Annotated in this window: 15 protein-coding genes; 7 read left to right on the forward strand and 8 right to left on the reverse strand. The window is 70.0% G+C overall.

What is annotated here, in order from left to right:
• Positions 1-45: 45 nt before the first annotated feature.
• Positions 46-531 (reverse strand): hypothetical protein, encoded by a 486-nt coding sequence (locus ACGFU7_RS38370; RefSeq protein WP_393702376.1) that lies wholly within the window; start codon positions 529-531, stop codon positions 46-48.
• Positions 532-933: 402 nt separating this feature from the next.
• Between ACGFU7_RS38370 and ACGFU7_RS38375 the strand changes: the two genes are divergently transcribed.
• Genes ACGFU7_RS38375 through ACGFU7_RS38390 form a run of 4 tightly spaced genes read left to right on the forward strand, consistent with a single transcriptional unit; the run spans position 934 to position 5,277 of the window.
• Entirely contained in the window at positions 934-3,819 is a 2,886-nt protein-coding gene (locus ACGFU7_RS38375) for a nitrate- and nitrite sensing domain-containing protein (RefSeq protein ID WP_393702378.1), read from the forward strand.
• Positions 3,816-4,259 carry a roadblock/LC7 domain-containing protein gene (locus ACGFU7_RS38380; protein ID WP_393702380.1) on the forward strand — a complete coding sequence of 148 codons (444 nt, stop codon included), beginning with the start codon at positions 3,816-3,818 and terminating at the stop codon, positions 4,257-4,259. Before ACGFU7_RS38375 ends, ACGFU7_RS38380 begins: the two co-directional genes overlap by 4 nt.
• A gap of 9 nt (positions 4,260-4,268) precedes the next feature.
• Positions 4,269-4,691 (forward strand): DUF742 domain-containing protein, encoded by a 423-nt coding sequence (locus ACGFU7_RS38385; protein ID WP_393702381.1) that lies wholly within the window; start codon positions 4,269-4,271, stop codon positions 4,689-4,691.
• Positions 4,672-5,277: an ATP/GTP-binding protein gene (locus ACGFU7_RS38390; protein WP_393702383.1), complete on the forward strand. Its 606-nt coding sequence runs from the start codon at positions 4,672-4,674 to the stop codon at positions 5,275-5,277. Before ACGFU7_RS38385 ends, ACGFU7_RS38390 begins: the two co-directional genes overlap by 20 nt.
• Positions 5,278-5,472: 195 nt before the next feature.
• On the opposite strand, the gene ACGFU7_RS38395 is transcribed toward ACGFU7_RS38390, so the two are convergent.
• The 4 genes from ACGFU7_RS38395 to ACGFU7_RS38410 all read right to left on the reverse strand — a co-directional run bounded on the left by ACGFU7_RS38395 (position 5,473) and on the right by ACGFU7_RS38410 (position 8,465).
• Positions 5,473-6,663 (reverse strand): lipid-transfer protein, encoded by a 1,191-nt coding sequence (locus ACGFU7_RS38395; RefSeq protein WP_393702385.1) that lies wholly within the window; start codon positions 6,661-6,663, stop codon positions 5,473-5,475.
• Positions 6,660-7,145, reverse strand: a complete 486-nt coding sequence (locus ACGFU7_RS38400; RefSeq protein WP_393702387.1) for a Zn-ribbon domain-containing OB-fold protein — start codon at positions 7,143-7,145, stop codon at positions 6,660-6,662. The genes ACGFU7_RS38395 and ACGFU7_RS38400 overlap by 4 nt, the downstream gene beginning before the upstream one ends.
• 49 nt (positions 7,146-7,194) lie before the next feature.
• Entirely contained in the window at positions 7,195-7,542 is a 348-nt protein-coding gene (locus ACGFU7_RS38405) for an Mpo1-like protein (RefSeq protein WP_393702388.1), read from the reverse strand.
• A gap of 116 nt (positions 7,543-7,658) precedes the next feature.
• On the reverse strand, positions 7,659-8,465 hold the full coding sequence (locus ACGFU7_RS38410; RefSeq protein ID WP_393702390.1) for a M15 family metallopeptidase: 807 nt from the start codon (positions 8,463-8,465) through the stop codon (positions 7,659-7,661).
• A 57-nt stretch (positions 8,466-8,522) separates the two neighbouring features.
• Here ACGFU7_RS38410 and ACGFU7_RS38415 point away from each other — a divergent pair, with 57 nt between their 5' ends.
• Positions 8,523-9,065 (forward strand): NUDIX domain-containing protein, encoded by a 543-nt coding sequence (locus ACGFU7_RS38415; protein ID WP_393702392.1) that lies wholly within the window; start codon positions 8,523-8,525, stop codon positions 9,063-9,065.
• Positions 9,066-9,100: 35 nt separating this feature from the next.
• Here the strand turns inward: ACGFU7_RS38415 and ACGFU7_RS38420 are convergent, their stop codons facing one another.
• Positions 9,101-11,452 (reverse strand): glycoside hydrolase family 31 protein, encoded by a 2,352-nt coding sequence (locus ACGFU7_RS38420; protein ID WP_393702394.1) that lies wholly within the window; start codon positions 11,450-11,452, stop codon positions 9,101-9,103.
• A 223-nt stretch (positions 11,453-11,675) separates the two neighbouring features.
• Between ACGFU7_RS38420 and ACGFU7_RS38425 the strand changes: the two genes are divergently transcribed.
• Both ACGFU7_RS38425 and ACGFU7_RS38430 read left to right on the forward strand, forming a co-directional pair.
• On the forward strand, positions 11,676-13,652 hold the full coding sequence (locus ACGFU7_RS38425; RefSeq protein WP_393702395.1) for an acetoacetate--CoA ligase: 1,977 nt from the start codon (positions 11,676-11,678) through the stop codon (positions 13,650-13,652).
• A gap of 67 nt (positions 13,653-13,719) precedes the next feature.
• Positions 13,720-14,655: a hypothetical protein gene (locus ACGFU7_RS38430; protein ID WP_393702397.1), complete on the forward strand. Its 936-nt coding sequence runs from the start codon at positions 13,720-13,722 to the stop codon at positions 14,653-14,655.
• 62 nt (positions 14,656-14,717) lie between these two features.
• Here ACGFU7_RS38430 and ptsP read toward each other — a convergent pair whose 3' ends face one another.
• Positions 14,718-16,388, reverse strand: a complete 1,671-nt coding sequence (gene ptsP, locus ACGFU7_RS38435; RefSeq protein WP_393702399.1) for a phosphoenolpyruvate--protein phosphotransferase — start codon at positions 16,386-16,388, stop codon at positions 14,718-14,720.
• A gap of 76 nt (positions 16,389-16,464) precedes the next feature.
• Complete coding sequence (locus ACGFU7_RS38440; protein WP_393702401.1) at positions 16,465-16,914, reverse strand: PTS glucose transporter subunit IIA; 450 nt, start codon at positions 16,912-16,914, stop codon at positions 16,465-16,467.
• Positions 16,915-17,322: the final 408 nt, after the last annotated feature.

Raw genomic sequence — 17,322 nt, forward strand, 5'->3', positions numbered from 1 at the left:
AGCGGCGCGAGCCCGGCCCGATCCACCGGACAGGCCCGACGGCGCTCAGGCCCGAGAGAGGCTGCCCGCGCCCCGGCGGCGTATCCGGGCATCGTCCCGCTTCGCGGTACGCGCCGCCCGCCGGGCTCTGCGCCGCTCACGGCGCAACTGCCGCGCCGAACTGCTCGGTACGGACACCACACCGTGGCGCTGATTCCAGACCTGTCGGGTGACCCAGACATCCAGCACCGACCAGGTCGCGACCACCGTGCTGCCCACACTGCTCAGCACCATCGGAAAGGCCAGCCAGGACCCCGTCAGCGTGCACAGGAACGCCACCATGGCCTGGACGATCGTCAGCGACATGATGAGCACGGCACGTACGGCAGCCGTACGGACCGGGTCCGGCATCCGCCGCCGTATCGCAGGCTCTTCCACCCAGAGCTGCCGACGCTGCTGATGCGGGATCTTCGCCCCGCCGGCCGCCGCCGAGGCCGCCGCCGTCGCAGCCGGTGCCGACGGCACCGGACTCCGACGCTCTTCCGTATCCAAGGACTCTCAACTCCCCACCGCTGTCCGACTTCAGGGTTGCTGCCCGGCATGCACCGTTTCTACGCGGGCGGAGCGGACTGTCCTGCCCTGAGCGCTCCCCGTGTTCCCCCTGACCCGTACAGAGAGACGAGTGACCAGCGGTGAAGATTCCCTCGATCCGTCATCGAGCGAAGAATTCCAGCCAACTGCCTCACCGAACAATGTGATGCTCTGACAGGTCTCTTCTGCCGCTTTCGCGGATTTCATTGCCCGGAATACCGGGACAACTCATGATCAACGCTGGGGAGTGCGGCTGAAAATCGTCCGGACATCCCTTCGAGTTGTCACTCTGTCGGTAGTAGGCTCGCGCCGTTTGTTGACGGAACACGACCACCGCCCCGTGGGGCCGGGCTGGAGGAGGCCATGCGCTTTCGCGGGAAGTCCATCCGCAGGAAGATCGTGGCGTTGCTGTTGGTGCCGCTCGTCTCCCTCGCCGGACTCTGGGGTTTCGCCACCTTTCTGACGGGGCGCGAGGCCGGCCACCTGATGAGCGCGAGCACCATCGTGGAGAAGGTCGGTCATCCTCTGGAGGACACCGTCCGTGCCATTCAGGACGAGCGCCGTCAGACTCTTGTCTTCCTCGCCGACCCCAGGGCCTCCAACGCACTGCCTCTCCTGGAGCGCCAACGGGCGGCCACCGACCGTGTCGTGGCAGATGTCAAGGACAGCGCACGACAGAAGGACATTCGCGAGGCACTGCGGCCCGAGGACGAAACACAGCTGAACTCGGTCCTCGGCACGGTCGAGGGCCTTGGCGCACTCCGCGATTCGGTCGAGAAGCGCACCATCGACCGCCTCAAGGCGATGGAGTTCTACGACCGTCTCATAGACCCCTGCTACCGCTTTCTGACCGGTCTCCGCACGATGGAGAACGTGTCGATGGACAAGCAGGTCCGCGCGCTCGTCGGCATCTCACGGGCCCGCGAAATGCTCTCCCGCGAAGACGCCCTGGTCGCCTCGTCACTCATCGCGGGACGGCTCACCGCCTCCGAACTGCGCCAGATCTCCGACCTCGTCGCCAATCGCAAGCTGCTCTACGAGATCAATGGCGAGATGCTTCCCTCGTCGGAGCGCCAACGCGTGGAGCAGTACTGGGCGAGCCCGGACAGCGAAGCGCTGAGGACCGCGGAGACCACGCTCATCAGCGGCGGTCCCACCCAGGACCCGCGAGCGGTCGACGCCGAGCGCTGGCAGGAGGTGGCCCCACCGGTCCTGGACCGGCTGGCCAACGACTCCACCGAGATGAACAACCGTTTCCAGGACCGCGGCAAGCCCGCCGGCTACAGCGTCCTGATCAAGGCCGGGGTCGCGGGCGTCCTCGGATTCCTCGCCCTGCTCGCCTCGGTGTTCGTCTCCGTTCGCATCGGCCGTGAGCTCATCCGTGACCTCTCCCGGCTCCGCAAGGACGCCCATGAGGTCTCCGGCATACGGCTGCCGAGTGTGATGCGCCGGCTCGCCGCGGGTGAACAGGTCGACGTCGAGACCGAGGCACCGCACCTCCAGTACGAACGCGACGAGATCGGCCAGGTCGGCCAGGCCCTCAACACCCTGCAACGGGCCGCCGTCGAAGCCGCGGTCAAGCAGGCGGACATGCGACGCGGGGTCTCCGAGGTCTTCGTCAATCTCGCCCGCCGCAACCAGGTGCTGTTGCACCGGCAGCTGACACTCCTGGACACCATGGAGCGCCGCACCGAGAACACCGATGAACTCGCGGACCTCTTCCGTCTCGACCACCTGACCACCCGCATGCGACGCCATGCCGAGGGCCTGGTGATCCTCTCCGGAGCCGCACCGTCCCGTCAGTGGCGCAAGCCGATCCAGCTGATGGACGTGGTACGGGCAGCGGTCGCCGAGGTCGAGGACTACGAGCGGATCGAGGTCCGCCGGCTGCCCCGCATCGGTGTGGGCGGCCCCGCCGTTGCCGACCTCACCCATCTGATCGCCGAACTCCTGGAGAACGCCACCGTGTTCTCGCCCCCGCACACCGCGGTCCAGGTGCACGGCGCACGCGTCGCCAACGGCTTCACGCTCGAAATCCACGACCGTGGCCTCGGCATGGCTCCCGACGTCCTCCTCGACGCCAACCTGAGACTCGCCGAGACCCCCGAGTTCGAACTCTCCGACACCGACCGGCTCGGCCTCTTCGTGGTCAGCCGCCTCGCCCAGCGGCAGAACGTCCGCGTCTCGCTGCAGACCTCTCCGTACGGTGGCACGACCGCCGTCGTCTTCATCCCGGCGGCGCTGCTCACCGACGCCCCGGAGACGCACGGCACCGGCTTCCGCCTCGACCGACGGTCGGAGAAGGCGATCGGCAGCGGTACAAGAGCAGCCGGCCAAGGATCCGGCAGCGACAAGGACCGCAGGGACGGCGTGCCGGACCGCCGGGCCCCCGGCAGGCCCTCCGGCCTCGCCCCCGTCCCCACCGGCCTCGTGGACCCCGCCCTCCTGAACGGGCCCGTCGAGCTCGAAGGACCCGTAGAAGCCCCGGGTTTCGAGAACGATCCCGTGCTCGATCCCCTGCTGGGCGGCGCGTCAGACATCGACGACACCGAGAGCGAACGCGGCGGCATCTTCCGCGCCCGCGACCTCCGGCGCGACGGTGACCACGAACAGCACCAGCAGGCGTCCGACCAGGCGGGGGAGTCCGCGGCCGGTGTAAGGGCGATGCGCCCCGACGGCCCGGTGCCGCTGCCCCGCCGTAAACCGCCGACCCTGGTCGCCGACAACGGACGCCGGGTCGACGAGGCGGGCCGCGCCCACCCCACGACCGCCGAGCACGACTCCTCATCCGGTCCGGCCGGCCCCGGCAGCCCCACCACCGACGCCGGGACCAGGCCGTCGGCCGCCGCCCAGTGGCCCGCCGCCGACACCGGCAGACCCACCGAGCCGCCGCACCCCACCGAACCCCGGCAGCCCACCGGCTTCCGGAAACCCGCCGTACCCGCCACACCCGCCGAGCCCTCTCCTCCGGCAGCACCGAGCGCGGCCCGGGAGACCGTGGGTGGTCTGCCCCGGCGCATCCGGCAGGCCAGCCTCGCCCCGCAGCTTCGCGAAGCCTCCGGCGGCCGCGATGCGGAGCCGGCCGGAACAGAACCGGCTCAGGACTTCGAGCGCGATGCGGACGAGGTACGCAGCCGCATGGCTTCGCTCCAACGCGGCTGGCAACGTGGCCGTCGGCAGAACGCCGAGGACGTGACCGGTCCCGGTGAAACAGCACAAGGAACCACTCCGGGAGGGGACGGTCCATGACCGCACCGAACGCCGCAGCACCCGACGCCGCACGCCAGGGCTCCGGCCAGCTCAACTGGCTCCTCGACGAACTCGTCGACCGCGTCGCCAGCATCCACAAGGCGCTGGTGCTCTCCAGCGACGGCCTCGCCACCGGCACGTCCAAGGAGCTGACCCGCGAGGACAGCGAACATCTGGCGGCCGTCGCCTCCGGTTTCCACAGCCTTGCCAAGGGCGTGGGACGCCACTTCGACGCGGGCCGGGTCCGCCAGACCGTCGTCGAACTCGACGAGGCTTTCCTCTTCGTCACGGCGGCCGGTGACGGCAGCTGTCTCGCCGTGCTGGCCGACGCCGACTCCGACGTCGGCCAGGTGGCGTACGAGATGACGCTGATGGTCAAGCGCGTCGGCGCCCACCTGGCCAACGCTCCCCGGACGACCGGTCTGTCCGCCGGGGGGTGAGTGGACGGTATGAGCGCTGACTCCTCCAGATCTCCGGCAACGCCCACGGACCCGCAGGTATCGCGCTGGTACGACGCCGAAGCGGGCCCGGTGGTCCGTCCGTACGCGATGACCCGGGGCCGTACCAGCAGCGCATCCCGTCATCGGCTCGACCTGATCGCGATCGTCGTCCCGGAACCCGCGGCCGACGACCCCGGCCGGAACCAGACGCTCTCCCCGGAACATGTGGAGATCGTCGAACTCTGCAATGGCATGCCCCAGTCGATCGCCGAGCTCGCGGCCGGCCTGGATCTCCCCGTCGGGGTGGTCCGGGTGCTGGTCGGTGATCTCGTCGAGGACGAGCTGGTGCACGTAACCCGTCCCGTTCCGCCGGCCGAGCTGCCGGATGTGAACATTCTTCGCGAGGTGATCAATGGCCTTCGGGCGCTCTAGCCGCAGCAGGCGGCCCGTTGAGCCCGTTACCCTGAAAATCCTGGTGGCGGGCGGCTTCGGAGTGGGCAAGACGACTCTGGTCGGCGCGGTCAGCGAGATCAGGCCGCTGCGTACGGAGGAGAGACTCAGCGAGGCGGGCCGCCCGGTGGACGACCTGGCGGGCGTGGAGGCGAAGACCACCACCACCGTGGCCATGGACTTCGGCCGGATCACCCTCCGCGAGGACCTGGTGCTGTACCTCTTCGGCACCCCGGGGCAGGACCGTTTCTGGTTCCTGTGGGACGAACTGGCCCAGGGCGCGCTGGGGGCGGTCGTGCTCGCGGACACCCGGCGGCTGGAGGACTGCTTCGCAGCGGTCGACTACTTCGAGCGCCGCGCGATTCCGTTCACCGTCGCCGTCAACTGCTTCGAAGGCGCCGACAAGTTCCCCACCGAGACGGTGCAGGCGGCACTGGACCTCGATCCCGAGGTGCCGGTGCTCATATGCGACGCACGTGACCGCTCCTCCGCACGGGACGTACTGGTGGCGGTCGTCGAGCACGCGGTGGCCCGCGCAGAGCGCCCCCGCGAGTCCGCAACGACGTAGGGGCCCATCCGGCGGCCACAGCGCGAGGAACGCGGCCCGCACCCCCGCCGACCGGGGTGCGGGCCGCGCGTTGTTGCCTGACTGGGCAAGGATTTTTCACCCTGTGTGATGGGCCGTCAAGACTGCTGACAGCAAGCGCTGTTCACGGCAGGTTCCGTACGGTCCGGCGCGCAATGCACATCGGCCGGGAAGCGCTCAGCGCACCGCGACGACCGCGGAACCGTGGCCGAACAGCCCCTGATTCGTCGTGATCCCGACCCGCGCGCCCGGAACCTGCCGCTGTCCCGCAGTGCCGCGCAGCTGCCAGGTCAGCTCGCAGACCTGGGCGATGGCCTGCGCGGGCACGGCCTCCCCGAAGGAGGCGAGTCCGCCGCTCGGATTGACCGGGATACGGCCACCGAGCGCCGTCGCTCCCTCACGTACGAGCTTGGCGCCCTCACCCGCACCGCACAGCCCGATGTCCTCGTACCACTCCAGCTCAAGAGCGGTCGACAGGTCGTACACCTCGGCCAGGGACAGGTCCTCGGGCCCGACGCCCGACTCCTCGTACGCGGCCCGGGCGATCGAGGCGCGGAAGCTCTCCTCGGCCGGCTCCACAGCGACCGCCGAATCGGTTGCGATGTCCGGAAGGTCGAGTACAGCCTTCGGATAGGTCGGCGTCACGGTGGAGACGGCGCGGATACGGACCGGATCCACGGCCCCGTGACGCCGGGCGAACTCCATGCTGGACAGCACGAGCGCCGCCGCGCCGTCGGACGTCGCGCAGATGTCCAGCAGCCGCAGCGGATCGGCGACCACGGCGGAGGCGGCGACCTGCTCGGCGGTCACGGGCGCGCGGTACCGGGCGTTACGGTTCAGCGCACCGGCCGCCGCGTTCTTCACCTTGACCAGCGCGAAGTCCTCCGGGGTGTCTCCGTGCACGGCCATCCGGCGGCGGGCGTACAGCGCGAAGTACGCGGGGTTCGTCGCGCCGAGAACCCGGAAGCGCAGCCAGTCGGGATCGTCCGGCCGGTCGCCGCCCGCCGGGGCGAAGAACCCCTTGGGCGCGGCGTCCGCACCCACCACGAGCACCACGTCCGCCATACCGGCGAGGATCTGCGCCCTGGCGGTGTTGATCGCCTGGGCGCCCGACGCACATGCCGCGTACACGCTGGCGACCCTCGCCCCCTGCCAGCCGAGCGCCTGCGCGAATGTCGCACCGGCCACATAGCCCGGATAGCCGCCGCGCACGGTGTCCGCCCCGACCACTGACTGCACGTCCTGCCAGCCGATCCCCGCATCATCGAGTGCCGTCCGGGCCGCCACCGTGCCGTACTCGACGAAGCTGCGCCCCCACTTGCCCCACGGATGCATCCCGGCACCGAGGACGGCCACCTCCCCGGTCATGCCGCACCGCCCGGGGCCGCGCTCGCGGTGGTCACGGGCCGCCAGTGCCAGGTCGTCCAGGTGGCGCCTTCGCCGTCCGGCGCGCCCCCGCCCAGCACGCCCGGCACCACTTCGACGGTCATCCCGACCGCCAGATCCGCGACGCCCACCCCCGGCGCGGCCTGGCCGAGGACCACCATGCGCTCGGCCGCCAGCTCGACGGCCACCAGCGTGTACGGCTCCCAGGGCACGTCGGGGTCGGAGAGGTAGGGGGCAGGCGGCCGGTAGCGGCCGTCCGTGTACGACCAGACCGTGCCGAGCCGGGAGAGCGGCACCTCGGCCAGTTCGCCGCCCGCGCACTGCGGATTGCGGCAGAAGACGTCCTGACGCGGGAAGAAGACCGACGAGCAGGCCGAACAGCGGGAGCCCAGCAGCCGGAAGTCCTGATCGGTGCTGTCCTCGGTGAACCACCCGGCCACCACTGGTGTGCGCGTCTGCGACAAAACCCCTCCCCGGCACTGGTTCTGACGGAACGTCAGAAGTGTGCCACGGTCAGCGGTTGTCGGCGAGCCACTTGGCAGCGGTCTCTGCCAGCTCCCGGTCGCGGCCCGCCAGCATCATCCGGATCATCTGTACGTCGCCACGCAGTGACCAGGCGGGATGCCCGAAGGTGGCCGGATTGTTCTTCTCGATCAGGAAATGCGCGGGCCAGGCGGTCCCGTACCCGATCAGCGGCAGCGCGGCCGCGTACCTCTTGCGCCCCCGTGCCAGGCCGTACGCGGTGACCGCGAGCCCGGTGAGGGTGCCCGTCAGATGGACCCAGCGGGTGGCGGCCCTGGAGTGCATCGCGACGTAGTAGGGCCAGAACTCTTCGTATGAATCGAACGTCTGCTGTGGCATACGGGCACCGTAATGGCTTGAGCGGCAACCGGAAACGGCCGATCCGCGTCCGAGAGGTAGAACGGGCGGCCGGAACCCACGGGGGTGGTCCCGGCCGCCCGCTCTCCCCGCCCGCGTCAGTGCCCCGCGACAGACCGCCCGGCCACCGGGAAATCGAAGTAGGTGTCCGGGAACAGCTCGGGCTTGAAGGTGTAGTGCCACCATTCCTCGGCCAGATTCACAAAGCCGGCGTCGGTGAGCGTCTTCTTCAGGAACTGCCGATTGGCGCGCTGAGTTCCCTGGATGCGCGGGTCATCGGTGTGCGAAAGCGTGTCGAAGCAGTCGAATCCCGTGCCCATGTCCACGGAATTGTCAGGGAAGCGGTCGGCCTCGGGCGCGTAACAGGGCACGGCCTTCTGGCCCGGCAGGTACGGCCCGGTCGGCGCGGCGGGCAGTTTCACCAGCGTCAGGTCCACCGTGCTGCCGCGGCTGTGCCCGGACTTCTCCGCGATGTAACCGTCCGCGAACAGCCGGGTCTTGTCGACCCGGGGATAGAACTCGCCCTTCATGGTCTCGTCGTCGAGATCCTTCGCCCACCGTACGAAGTGGTCGACCGCCCGCTGCGGCCGGTAGCAGTCGTACACCTTCAGCGAGTAGCCCTGCTTCAGCAGCAGGGTCTGCGTGCGGTGCAGAGCACGGGCCGCCGGCCGGGTCAGGATGCAGAGCGGCTGGCGGTAGCCGTCCACCGGCACGCCCATGAAGTTGTGTGCGGTGGGGTAGCGCATCTCCTGGATGATCGTCGGATCCACCGAACGCAGCGCGACGAACTCCTCGGGGGCCTTTGGTTCGGGCTTGGCCTGCGCCACGGGGGCGGCGGCGGTGACGGCGAGCAGGGTGGCGGCAGCGGCTGCCAGGACACGGAAAGCGGATGCGAGACCTGTCATGAGCACATAATCCAGTAGTGCGGGGGAGACCGGCAGGCGATCGGATACAGTCCGCGCGTGTCTGCGCCCACGAGCAACCCCGAGAAGCCGGCCAAGGACTCCCACTGCGGCAGCTGCGGAGCGCCGTACGCCGCCTCGGCGTCCCCCACCGCCTGGCCCCGCACCTGCACCGTCTGCGGCGACACCGCCTATCGCAACCCGCTGCCGGTCGCCGTTGCCCTGCTCCCCGTCACCGACCGGGACGGCACCGGACTCGTCGTCATCACCCGCACCATCCCGCCCCACCGCGGCGGTCTCGCCCTCCCCGGCGGCTTCATCGACCACGACGAGGACTGGAAACACGCAGTCGTGCGTGAACTCCGCGAGGAGACCGGCATCGAGGCCGACGAACACGACGTCCGCCTCGCCGACGCCCTCAGCGCCCCGGACGGCCACCTGCTCCTCTTCGGCCTGCTCCCGGAACGCCCCGCGGCCGGCCTCCCGCCCTCCGGACCGACCGACGAGACCTCCGGCTTCCAGCTGCTCCGCACACCCACCGAGCTCGCCTTCCCCCTGCACACCCGGGCCGCCCGCACCTGGTTCGAGAGCGCCTACCACTGACCCGCCCGACGACCCCTGCGCACACCGCGACCGGTCTACAACCCCCGCACGCGCACCGGGTAGTCCACCGGCCCCTCCCCGCCCTCCCGTTCCACCAGAACCTTCCCGTCCACCAGCCGTGACGTATACCGCTCGACCTCCGCCCGCTCCCAGCCGTCACCCGCATCCCGGACCACCAGACCGCCCCCACTGCGCCCCGCGGCCGGAGCCCACACCTCCAGCTCCACACCCCCGTCCGCACCCCGGACCGGCAGCACCGAGCCTGCCCGCGCCAACACCGGCACCCGCGACAACGGAGCATCGAGCAACACCTGACCGGGCCCCTCGTACACCTCACCCGTCGCCGTGTCGTACCAACGCCCCCGCGGCAACCGCACCGCCCGGCGATCCGCGCCGCGCTCCAGCACCGGCGCCACCAGCAAGGCGTCACCCAGCAAGAACGCGTCCTCGCACTCCCGCAATGCCCGCTCCCCGGGCGCACCCCACCAGAGCGGTCGCACATACGGCGCACCGGTCAGCCGGGCCAGCTGCGACAACGTCACAAAGTACGGGCGAAGCCGCTCCCGCTCCTCCAGCGCGGCCCGCGCATGCTCAAGCACCTGCGGCCCGAACTCCCATGGCTCCCGCCGCCCCGCGTCGATCGCCGCATGGGTACGGAACAACGGCAGATACGCACCCAGCTGGAACCACCGCAGATACAACTCCGGCGACGGCGACCCGTCGAACCCGCCCACATCCGGCCCCGAATACGGAACCCCGCACAGCCCCAGCCCCAGCACCAGCGCCAGCGAGGCCCGCAGCCCGGGCCAGCTGGTCTCCACATCACCGGACCAGGTGCCCCCGTACCGCTGCAGGCCCGCCCAGCCGGAACGCGAGAACAGAAAGGGGCGCGTCTGAGGCCGCAGCCGACGAAGCCCTTCGTACCCGGCACGCGCCATCGCGAGCCCATACACGTTGTGGGCCTCGCGGTGATCACCCCCGCGGCCCTCCAGAGAGTGCCGCGCCGACCGCGGCAGCGTCGGATCCCCGAACGCCGCGAACGACACCGGCTCGTTCATGTCGTGCCACACACCGGAGAACCCCTGCGCAAGCCGCTCCTCGTACAGACCGCCCCACCACTCCCGCACCTGCGGATCGGTGAAGTCCGGATACACGCACTCACCCGGCCACACCTCCCCGCGCACCGCCCGACCCCGCGCGTCCCGGACGAACGCCCCGCCGCTCCCGACCGTCGTACCCGAGTCGAACACCGCATTCCCCGGCTCCGCCTTCACCGCGGGATCGACGATCGACACCAGCCGCACCCCATCCTCCCGCAACTCCTTCGCCAGCCCCGGCAGATCGGGAAAGCGCTCGCGGTCGACGGTGAACACCCGATGCGCGTCGTAGTGGTCGATATCCAGATGCAGTACGGACAGCGGCAGCCCCCGCTCCCGGTACCCGGCAACGATCCGCCGCACCTCCCGCTCGCTCCCGAACCCCCAACGGGCATGCTGCGGACCCAGCGCCCAGGACGGCGGCAACGCAGGCGCACCCGTGAGCGCCGTCCAGCCCTGCAGCACCCGCGCCGGCGTACCGGCCGTCACCCAGCAGCGCAGCGGCCCCCCGTCCATCCGCACCTCACACATCCCCGGACGGTCATGGCCGGACCCCGCACCCTCCTCGCCCTCGCGCAACGTCACCCGCCCCGACCAGCTGTTGTCGTGGAACACCAGATGCGTCCCCGCGTCGGAGACCACCAGCTGCACCGGCATCGTCAGATACAGCGGATCGTCACCAGGCCCGAAGCGCCCACCCGGATCGGTGTTCCACAGCCCGTACACACCGTCCCGCAGCCGAGGTCCCGATGCCCGTCCGCCGAGCCCGAAGAACCGGGCGTCTGCCGGCACCTCGGAACGCTGCACCCACCGAGCGGCACCGCCTGCCACCGGCTCCCACCAGCGCGGCGGCAACTCGCGCCGGAGCACCACCCCGCCAGGAGTACGCAGTTCCACAGCCCCGTGCCGCGACACCGCAACGGTCAGCCGCTCCGAGACCACCTGCCAGCCGCCGTCCTTGTCCGGCTCCAGTTCGGCCCGCGGATCCGCCTCGGGCACCGCACCGGCCAGTGCGTACGACGGCGACGCCTCCGCCCCGTCCCAGCCCCAGAACACCGAACCGCCCACTGCGACCCGGACCCGCAACTCCGAACGCGCGAACCGCACCACACCCCCGCCCGGCCCCGGCTCCGCCCCCACCACAAGTCCCGGCACTCTCGCCCGCTCCGCACCGCGCCGCGGCAGAGCCCGCGCATCCGCATTCCGCCGCCGCCAGGAGGAGCGCACCGTGCGCAGCCCCTGCACCGAACCGACCATCTTCACCGAGCGCACCAGGTCACGACCGTTCATGCAGCTCACCCTGCCACCCGACGGGGCGGGTGCGGGCTCCGTTCAACTTCCGTTCACCCGTGGCCGGACCACATATCCGGACACGCGGCCATGGGCGGCGAACCCTGGTGCGAAAGACGATCACATGGCATCGTCCGTAAAAGCCGCCTCACGCGCACACCCCAGCACGTGTGCGCGCGACCCACGCCCATCCCGCGTACCCGTACAGCCAGGGAGCCGCCCCATGACCGCAGCAGCCAACGAAGCCCCCCTCTGGCAGCCCGGCCCCGACCGCATCGCGGCCGCGGCCGTCACCCGCTTCCAGAGCTGGGCGGCCGAGCGGTACGGAGCACCGGCCGACGGCGGCTACCCGGCGCTGCACCGCTGGTCGGTCGATGAGCTCGACACCTTCTGGCAGGCCGTCGCCGACTGGTTCGACGTACGGTTCTCCACCCCGTACGAGTCCGTCATCGGCGACCGCACCATGCCCGGCGCACAGTGGTTCCCCGGCGCCACCCTCAACTACGCCGAACACGCCCTGCGAACCGCCGAGGACCCCCTGCGCGCAGACGCCCCCGCCCTGCTCCACGTCGACGAGACCCACACGCAGGTCCCCATCTCGTGGTCCGAACTCCGCCGCCGGGTCGGATCGCTCGCCGCCGAGCTCCGTGCCCTCGGCGTCACACCGGGCGACCGTGTCAGCGCCTACGTCCCCAACATCCCCCAGGCCGTCGTCGCCTTCCTCGCCACCGCGGCTGTCGGCGGTGTCTGGACCTCCTGCGCCCCCGACTTCGGCGCCCGCAGCGTCCTCGACCGCTTCCAGCAGGTCGAACCCGTCGTCCTGTTCACCGTCGACGGCTACCGCTACGGCGGCAAGGAACACGACCGCGCCGACACGGTCGCCGAGCTTCGCCGCGAACTCCCCACCCTGCGCGCCGTCGTCCACATTCCGCTGCTGGGCACCGAGGCCCCGGAAGGCGCCCTCGAATGGTCCGCCCTCACCTCCGCGGACACCGAGCCCGTCTTCGAACAGGTCCCCTTCGACCATCCGCTGTGGGTGCTCTACTCCTCCGGCACCACCGGACTCCCCAAGGCGATCGTCCAGTCCCAGGGCGGCATCCTGCTGGAACACTTCAAGCAGATCGGCCTGCACTGCGACCTCGGCCCCGACGACCGGTTCTTCTGGTACACCTCCACCGGCTGGATGATGTGGAACTTCCTCGTCTCCGGCCTGCTCACCGGGACCACACTCGTGCTGTACGACGGAAGCCCGGGCTATCCGGACGTCAGCGCCCAGTGGCGCGTCGCCGAACAGACCGGGGCGACCCTCTTCGGTACCTCCGCCGCCTATGTCATGGCCTGCCGCAAGGCCGGCATCCACCCGGGCCGCGACTTCGACCTCTCCCGCATCCAGTGCGTCGCCACCACCGGCTCCCCGCTCCCGCCCGACGGATTCCGCTGGCTCCACGACGAGGTGGACGACAACCTGTGGATCGCCTCCGTCAGCGGCGGCACGGACGTCTGCAGCTGCTTCGCCGGCGCGGTCCCCACCCTCCCCGTACACATCGGAGAACTCCAGGCCCCGTGCCTCGGCACGGACCTGCAGTCCTGGGACCCCACGGGCAAGCCGCTCATCGGCGAGGTCGGCGAACTCGTCGTCACCGCGCCTATGCCCTCCATGCCGATCCGCTTCTGGAACGACCCCGACGGCAGCCGCTACCACGACAGCTACTTCGACATGTACCCCGGCGTCTGGCGCCACGGCGACTGGATCACGATCACCGAACACGGCTCGGTCATCATCCACGGCCGCTCCGACTCCACCCTCAACCGCCAGGGTGTACGGATGGGCTCCGCCGACATCTACGAAGCCGTCGAGCGGCTCCCCGAAATCCGCGAATCCCTCGTCATCGGCATCGAGGAGCCCGACGGCGGGTACTGGATGCCGCTCTTCGTCCACCTCGCCGACGGCGCTGCGCTCGACGACGACCTCCGCAACAGCATCAAGCAGACCATCCGCGAGAACCTCTCCCCGCGCCATGTCCCTGACGAGGTCATCGAGGTCCCCGGCATCCCGCACACCCTCACCGGCAAGCGCATCGAGGTTCCGGTCAAACGCCTCCTGCAAGGCACGGCCCTGGCCAAGGCAGTCAATCCCGGCTCGATCGACAACCTCGAACTCCTCCACTTCTACGAGGACCTCGCCCGCAAGCGTCACTGACCGTCTGCGTTGTCAGTGGCCCTGATTACTCTGAGTGAGCAATGATCGACAGCGCACTGGGGGAGTCATGGCGCACACCAGGAACACCAGGCACGCCAAGCACAGCGGGACCGCCGGGTACAGCCGGTCCGGCACATCCATGCGACGCACGCTGCGCCGCGAAGCACCCAGCACCATCGGCCTCCTGGCCGACGAGCAGGACTTCGCGGCCATGCAGCGCTATCGCACCTTCACCTTCGACGACCACACGGTCTATCTGCAGCAGGTCGAGGGCCTGCTCAAGGCCCTCGCCGCACAGGGCATGCACGCCACGGTCGCTCTCTTCGACCCGGAGGAGTACGCGGAGTTCTGCACCGAGTCAGGAATCGCTCCCGACGCCCCTGCCAGCCGCAGCCGCTTCACCGCCGAAATCGCCTCAGCCGGTGCCACCGTCGCCTACACCGGGCAACCCATCGACACCCTGATCCCGCTCCTGGTCAGCCGAGCAGTCCGCCAGGCCACCTGGGAGTACGCCACGATGACTCTGGCCGGCCTCGGAGAATGCGCGGACTGCGGCCAGGACATCGGCCGCGCCGCCTTCGACCGGGCCTCCCACCTCCTGCTGCGCATGCTGGAGACGGCAGGCCCGGGCACCCACCACCTCGTCTGCAGCACCCCCACCGAGAACGAGCACCTGCTCGCCGTCCTGCACACCGAGCGCGACACCACGGGGCCCGCCCGCCTCGAAACAGCGGAAGGAGCCGAGTTCGTCACGGTGCTCGCCGTCGGCATCGCCCTCGAAAAACCCGGGGGAGTCGTACTCCGTACGAGCAGCCCCGGCACCCAGGACCGGGTCTACGGCTGGCGGCTGGCCCGCGGCACCCTGGCCCCGCTCACCGCCGGTGAGGTCTTCAGCGCCTACTGCACCGACGCCGACACGGGCGAGCCGGTCGCCCCGGAGTCACACGTGGAGTACTGCGCGGGCTTCGACCTCGGCGCGGACGAACCGGAATCACACCACTGACAAGCCGAAGGGGCTCCCCGCCACCATCGGCAGGGAGCCCCTTCACCAAAGATGCCGCAGGACTACTCGCCCGACAGCACCGCCTGAGCCGCCACCCGCGCCTCTTCGGCGGAGTCCGCCGCACGCGCGGCGGAAGCCGCACGCTCGCACTGAGCAAGCGTGTACTTCGCGAGCGTGGCGCGGACATAAGGAATGGACGCGGCCCCCATCGACAACGACGTCACACCCAGCCCCGTCAGGACACAGGCGAGCAGCGGATCGGAGGCGGCTTCACCACAGACACCACAGCTCTTGCCCTCGGTCCTGGCCGCCTCCGCCGACAGCGCCACCAGGTCGAGCAGCGCAGGCTGCCACGGATCCTGCAGCCGGGCCACCGCACCCACCTGACGGTCGGCGGCGAAGGTGTACTGCGCCAGGTCGTTGGTGCCCAGCGAGAGGAACTCCACCTCCTGCAGGATCGAGCGCGCCCGCAGCGCGGCGGACGGAATCTCCACCATCGCGCCGAACTTCGCCCGCAGCCCGGCCTCACGACAGGCGTCGGCAAAGGCCTTCGCATCCGTACGGTCCGCCACCATCGGCGCCATGACCTCAAGGTGGACAGGCAGACCCTCGACGGCCTTCGCCAGCGCGGTCAGCTGGGTCCGCAGCACCTCGGGGTGGTCCAGCAGGCTCCGCAGCCCGCGCACACCCAGCGCCGGGTTCGGCTCGTCCGCCGGCGTCAGGAAGTCCAGCGGCTTGTCGGCACCGGCATCCAGCACCCGCACCACGACCCGCCCCTCGGGGAACGCCTCAAGCACTGCCCGGTACGCCGCAACCTGCTTCTCCTCGGACGGCGCCTGCTTGCTGTCGTCAAGGAACAGGAACTCGGTACGGAACAACCCCACGCCCTCGGCGCCGGCCTCGACCGCCGCCGGCACATCGCCCGGCCCACCGACGTTGGCGAGCAGCGGGACCTTGTGACCGTCGGAGGTCGCACCGGGGCCGGTCGAAGCGGACAGTGCGGCCTTGCGCGCCGCAGCGGCGCCCTCCATCTCCGCACGCTTCTCGGCGCTGGGCTCGACGAAGATCTCACCGGTGCTGCCGTCCACCGCGATGACCGTGCCCTCGGCCAGCTCACCGGCACCGGGGAGCGCCACCACGGCAGGCACACCGAGCGCCCGAGCCAGAATCGCGCTGTGACTGGTCGGCCCGCCCTCCTCGGTCACAAAGCCGAGCACCAGAGTCGGGTCGAGCAGCGCCGTGTCGGCGGGCGCCAGGTCCCGTGCGATCAGCACATAGGGCTCGTCGCTGTCCGGCACACCCGGCATCGGCACACCGAGCAGGCGAGCCACGATCCGGTTGCGCACATCGTCGAGGTCGGCAACCCGACCCGCGAGGTACTCCCCGGCGTTGGCGAGCAGCGCCCGGTAGGCGGCGAACGCGTCGTAGACGGCGCGCTCGGCGGTGCTGCCGACGGCAATGCGCCGGTCCACATCAGCCATCAGCTCGGGGTCCTGCGCCATCATGGCCTGGGCCTCAAGCACATGCTGAGCCTCGCCACCGGCCAGATTGCCACGCGCAATCAGGTCGGCCGCCACGGCTTCCACAGCCTGGCGAGCGCGCCCCTGTTCGCGCTCTGCCTCCTCGGCCGGAATCTGCTTGGCCGGCGGCTCGAGTACCGCCGTACCCATATGACGCACCTCGCCGATCGCCACTCCGTGGCTTACACCGACGCCTCGCAGCGTTGTCTCCATTTCACCCGTCTCCGGTCGTGCGGCGGGCCGTGCCCCCGCGGTGGATATCCAGTCGGCTGTCATTGCGGCGAGTCCGTCACTGCCAACCGAACAACGTGTCGCCGATCTTCACGTCGCCGTCCTCGCGGACGTCGGAGAGGGACTCAGCGGTGGCCTCCAGCGCCACGATCGGGCACACAGGGGACTTGCCGGCCGCCTCGACGCCCGCAGGGTCCCACCGGACGATGCCCTGACCGCGCGTGACCGTGTCCCCCTTGTTCACGAGCAGTTCGAAGCCTTCACCGTTGAGCTGAACGGTGTCGATGCCGAGGTGGACGAGAACGCCGTGCCCGTGCTCGTCCACGACGACGAACGCATGCGGGTGCAGAGAGACAACGATGCCGTCGACCGGCGATACGGCCTCGGACGGCTCGCGTACGGGATCAATGGCGGTTCCAGGACCCACCATCGCACCGGAGAAGACCGGGTCCGGTACCGCAGCGAGCCCGATGGCACGTCCGGCAAGAGGGGACGTCACAGTGGTCATAGGGAACCTCCCAGGGGTGGAGCTTGAATGGCGCCGTCACAGCTTGTGGGCGACGGCGTACTGTTCAGCAGAGTAAGTCATAAGAAGTTCCGGTTCCGCCTGAGTCCTGACGGTTCGCGGCCTTAGAGGGGCACCGGAAACGATTTGCCTCGACTCCCGGCGGCCTGTACTGTCGTACTCCTGCCTGGCCCCACCGCGACTTCGAGTCGGGGGTCGGCGGCGACTTTTAAGCCCTGACTCTAACCCGGATCGGCACCTGCATGCCTGCAGGAGGCTGGTCAAGGGAAATGAAAAGGCCTGATAGAGTCGGACTCGCCGGAAAGGGAAACGCGAAAGCGAAGAACTGGAAAGCGCAGTAAAAATTCTCCTGCTCTGCAGGGGGCCCGCTTCGACCGGGAATCGGACACG

Origin of the sequence: Streptomyces sp. NPDC048473, assembly GCF_043200155.1 — a bacterium.
Taxonomy (GTDB): Bacteria; Actinomycetota; Actinomycetes; order Streptomycetales; family Streptomycetaceae; genus Streptomyces.

Excerpts from the sequence above, each read along its gene's own strand:
- ACGFU7_RS38375 (WP_393702378.1), top strand. The coding sequence starts at position 934 with ATGCGCTTTCGCGGGAAGTCCATCCGCAGGAAGATCGTGGCGTTGCTG.
- ACGFU7_RS38380 (WP_393702380.1), top strand. The coding sequence starts at position 3,816 with ATGACCGCACCGAACGCCGCAGCACCCGACGCCGCACGCCAGGGCTCC.
- ACGFU7_RS38385 (WP_393702381.1), top strand. The coding sequence starts at position 4,269 with ATGAGCGCTGACTCCTCCAGATCTCCGGCAACGCCCACGGACCCGCAG.
- ACGFU7_RS38390 (WP_393702383.1), top strand. The coding sequence starts at position 4,672 with ATGGCCTTCGGGCGCTCTAGCCGCAGCAGGCGGCCCGTTGAGCCCGTT.
- ACGFU7_RS38395 (WP_393702385.1), bottom strand. The coding sequence starts at position 6,663 with ATGACCGGGGAGGTGGCCGTCCTCGGTGCCGGGATGCATCCGTGGGGC.
- ACGFU7_RS38405 (WP_393702388.1), bottom strand. The coding sequence starts at position 7,542 with ATGCCACAGCAGACGTTCGATTCATACGAAGAGTTCTGGCCCTACTAC.
- ACGFU7_RS38410 (WP_393702390.1), bottom strand. The coding sequence starts at position 8,465 with ATGACAGGTCTCGCATCCGCTTTCCGTGTCCTGGCAGCCGCTGCCGCC.
- ACGFU7_RS38420 (WP_393702394.1), bottom strand. The coding sequence starts at position 11,452 with ATGAACGGTCGTGACCTGGTGCGCTCGGTGAAGATGGTCGGTTCGGTG.
- ACGFU7_RS38425 (WP_393702395.1), top strand. The coding sequence starts at position 11,676 with ATGACCGCAGCAGCCAACGAAGCCCCCCTCTGGCAGCCCGGCCCCGAC.
- ACGFU7_RS38430 (WP_393702397.1), top strand. The coding sequence starts at position 13,720 with ATGGCGCACACCAGGAACACCAGGCACGCCAAGCACAGCGGGACCGCC.
- ptsP (WP_393702399.1), bottom strand. The coding sequence starts at position 16,388 with ATGGAGACAACGCTGCGAGGCGTCGGTGTAAGCCACGGAGTGGCGATC.
- ACGFU7_RS38440 (WP_393702401.1), bottom strand. The coding sequence starts at position 16,914 with ATGACCACTGTGACGTCCCCTCTTGCCGGACGTGCCATCGGGCTCGCT.